2 protein-coding genes are annotated in these 3942 nt (G+C 62.7%); both read left to right on the top strand.

Annotation, left to right across the window (positions count from 1 at the left end):
- Nucleotides 1–300 precede the first annotated feature (300 nt).
- Nucleotides 301–1740: an FAD-binding oxidoreductase gene (locus tag EN893_RS20470; protein ID WP_127272266.1), complete on the top strand. Its 1440-nt coding sequence runs from the start codon at nt 301–303 to the stop codon at nt 1738–1740.
- Nucleotides 1741–1970: 230 nt separating this feature from the next.
- The coding region (locus EN893_RS20465; RefSeq protein WP_245490873.1) for a penicillin-binding protein 1A at nt 1971–3942 on the top strand (1972 nt) is incomplete at its 3' end.

The following is a 3942-nucleotide window of genomic DNA, read 5'->3' as shown; positions in this document are numbered from 1 at the left end:
TTCGAAGACCGGCGGTGGCATCCACTGCATGGCGCAGGCGCTGAAGCGCGAACCGGCCTGAGGAGTGGGATAGCGCTACGCTGCTTCGCTCACATTCGCATCAGCATGATCGGCATCCTGGCGGCCGAGGGTGCAAGGTCGCGCGCGCAAAACGGCTGAGATCGCCGGCTGGCGGCACCATGTGCCCCGCTTGCGAGTCGCAACGCTGGCCGACGCGAAACTTGCGCGATAGCTAATATAAGCGCACAGTAAAAACGTCTTTTGGGAGAGGACAGCTCATCTGCAAATCGGGAGGAAACCATGAACACCATGAGCCTCACCACGCTTGAACGCGGAAAAACGACAATCGACGCCGCAGCCCTGGAAGCGTTTTCGGCACAATTGCGCGGCAAAATGCTGAGCGAAGGCGATGCCGCGTACGACGAAGCACGGACCGTCTGGAATGCCACGGTCGACCGGCTGCCCGGGCTGATCGTGTGCTGCGTCGGCGCTTCCGATGTCGTCAGTGCCGTGAATTTCGCCAGGGAGAACAGGCTTCTCGTCTCCGTGCGCGGCGGCGGCCACAACATTGCCGGAAGTGCGGTCTGCGATGGTGGCCTGATGATTGATCTGTCATTGATGAAATCGGTGCGGGTCGATGTCGCTGGGCGGCGGGCATGGGTCGGGCCTGGCGCGACGCTTGCCGATGTCGACAAGGAGACGCAGGCCTTCGGGCTGGTGGTGCCGACCGGAATCAACTCGACCACCGGCATATCCGGCCTGACGCTGGGTGGCGGCTTCGGCTGGATCACCCGCAAATTCGGCCTGACCATCGACAATCTTGCCTCCGCCGATGTGGTCACCGCCGACGGCAAACTGCTCCGGGCCAGCAAGACTGAAAATCCCGATTTATTCTGGGCGCTGCGCGGCGGCGGCGGCAATTTCGGCGTCGTCACGGCATTCGAGTTCCATCTCCATGAGTTTGGACCGCAAGTGCTGGCAGGGCTTGTCGTCCATCCCTTCGCCGATGCCGAAAAGGTGCTGCGGGAGTATCGCAAGGCGCTCGAAACCGCTCCTGACGAGTTGACCTGCTGGGTAGTCATGCGGCAGGCGCCGCCGCTGCCCTTCCTGCCCGCGGAATGGCATGGCAAGGAGGTTCTGGTTCTGGCCATGTGTTATTGCGGCGACATCGAGGCAGGCGAAAAGGCGACGCAAAAACTTCGAGCCATCGGCACGCCGATTGCCGATGTCGTGGGCCCCAGCCCGTTCACCGGCTGGCAGCAGGCATTCGACCCACTGCTCACGCCCGGCGCCCGCAACTACTGGAAGAGCCATGACTTCACCGAGTTTTCCGAGGAGGCGGCTGCGGTCGTAACGGGGGCAATAGCCAAGCTGCCGGGACCCGAATGCGAGATATTTATCGGCCATGTCGGCGGCGCGGCAGGTCGCGTCAAGGCGGATGCAACGGCGTTCCCACAGCGCAGTTCGCATTTCGTCATGAACATTCACGCCCGCTGGCGCGAACCCACCATGGACAAGGCTTGCACCGACTGGGCTCGTTCAATCTACGAGGCGGCCAAACCTTATGCCGCCGGCACCGCCTACGTGAACTTCATGCCGGAGGACGAGGTCGACCGGGTCGAAGCGGCCTATGGTGGCAACCATCGACGGCTTCTGGAAATCAAGCAGCGCTACGACCCGCTGAACCTGTTCCGCATGAACCAGAATTTGCGTCCGAAAGAAAGCTTGCGAGCCGCATGAGGCGCGCCGAGCTGCAGTGATAACAAGTTCACGCCTCCGCTGGAGGCGCGGGCACATGCTGTTGGCGCCGGGCTGTATTCTTGGGCCGGCCCATCAGCAACAAACCCAATACTGTGTCTTCGCCGCCCTTGTGAGTGCTGGAAAAATGGAGGAATAGTCTCCCGGAATGCATCGCCCTGAAATTGCCGGTTTGCGGTTCTCAGGTCGTGCAATTGCTAGCCGGATTCCGAATGGCCAGTCCCGAACCGCGCAAAAGAAGAGGTCCGATCGCCGCCCGGCTGCTGGCGCTCGATGCGTGGATCGATTCCTCGCTCTATGAGATCGGCTTCAAGGCGCGCCAATTCTGGGAATCAGCGACGATCTTCTCGCGGCGCTTCCGCGTCAACGGCTGGCGCCGTGGCATCATCGAACTGTTGAGCGAAGGTTTCACGCTCGGCGCCGTCGGCATCGTGGTGATGCTGGCGCTGGCCATTCCGGCTTTCCAGGACACGGCTGGCGACTGGCGCGCCCAGGGCGACTTCGCCGTCACCTTCCTCGACCGCTATGGCAACGAGATCGGCCAGCGCGGCATCATCCAGCGCGATTCCGTGCCGGTCGACGAGATGCCCGATCACGTCATCAAGGCGGTGCTTGCCACCGAGGACCGTCGCTTCTTCGACCACTACGGCATCGATGTGCTCGGCCTGTCGCGCGCGATCTTCGAGAATGTGCGGGCGAACTCCGTCGTCCAGGGCGGCTCGAGCATCACCCAGCAGTTGGCCAAGAACCTGTTCCTCACCAACGAGCGCACGCTGGAGCGCAAGATCAAGGAAGCCTTCCTGTCGCTGTGGCTCGAGGCCAATCTGTCGAAGAAGGAGATCCTGCAGCTCTATCTCGACCGCGCCTATATGGGCGGCGGCACGTTCGGCATCGAGGCTGCCGCCGACTTCTATTTCGGCAAGAGCGTCAAGGACCTGAACCTGGCCGAGGCGGCGATGCTGGCCGGCCTGTTCAAGGCGCCGACCAAATATGCGCCGCACATCAACCTGCCGGCGGCGCGCGCGCGCGCCAATGTGGTGCTGTCCAACCTTGTCGATGCCGGCTTCATGACCGAAGGCCAGGTCCTGCAGGCCAGGCTGCATCCGGCCGATGTCGTCGACCGCGGCGAACAGAAAAGCCCTGACTATTACCTCGACTGGGCATTCGACGAGGTCAAGAAGATCGCCAAACCTGGCCAGCACTCGCTTCTCGCCCACACCACCTTTGACGCCAACATCCAGAAGGCGGCGGAAGAATCGGTGGAGTTCCACCTGCGCCAGTTCGGCAAGGAGTACAACGTCACCGAAGGTGCCGTCGTCGTCATCGAGACCAACGGCGCCGTGCGCGCCATCGTCGGCGGCCGCGACTATGGGGCCAGCCAGTTCAACCGCGCCACCAAGGCGCTGCGCCAGACCGGCTCATCATTCAAGCCCTATGTCTACGCAACCGCGATGGAACACGGCTTCACCCCCAACTCCATCATTTCCGGCGGCCCGATCAGCTGGGGCAGCTGGTCGCCGCACAATTACAACGGCGGATCGGCCGGCAACGTCACGTTGATCATGGCAATGGCCAAGTCGATCAACACCGTGCCGGTGCGGCTGGCCAAGGATCATCTCGGCATCGGCCCGATCAAGGCCATGGCCGAGGCGATGGGCGTGGAATCGCCGATCGAAGCACATAAGACGATGGTGCTCGGCACCTCGAGCATGACGGTGATGGACCAGGCGACGGGCTACAGCGTGTTCGCCGACAACGGCTTCGTCGGCTCCCGGCACGGCATCAGCCAACTCGTCACCCGGACCGGCGAGGTGGTCTATGATTTCGCCAAGGACGCGCCGCCGCCACACCGGGTGCTGTCCGAGCAGGCGCTCAAATCGATGAACACCATGCTGGCCGCAGTGCCGGTGATGGGTACGGCGCGGCGAGCCCAACTTCCCAACATCGTCGTCGCCGGCAAGACAGGCACCACGCAGTCCTACCGCGACGCCTGGTTTGTCGGCTTCACCGGCAACTACACGGCGGCGGTATGGATGGGCAATGACGACTTCACGCCGACCAAGAACATGACCGGTGGCTCACTGCCGGCGATGGTGTGGCAGCGACTGATGGTCTATGCGCACCAGAACATCGACCTCAAGCCGATCCCGGGCATCGACAAGCCCTTCGTCGATGAGGAGATCG

Origin of the sequence: Mesorhizobium sp. M7A.F.Ca.CA.004.04.2.1, assembly GCF_004022825.1 — a bacterium.
In the GTDB taxonomy this organism is placed as follows: Bacteria; Pseudomonadota; Alphaproteobacteria; order Rhizobiales; family Rhizobiaceae; genus Mesorhizobium.
Note: the sequence above shows the minus strand (reverse complement) of the source record. Positions and strands in the feature narration are given on the sequence as shown.

Excerpts from the sequence above, each read along its gene's own strand:
- EN893_RS20470 (WP_127272266.1), top strand. The coding sequence starts at position 301 with ATGAACACCATGAGCCTCACCACGCTTGAACGCGGAAAAACGACAATC.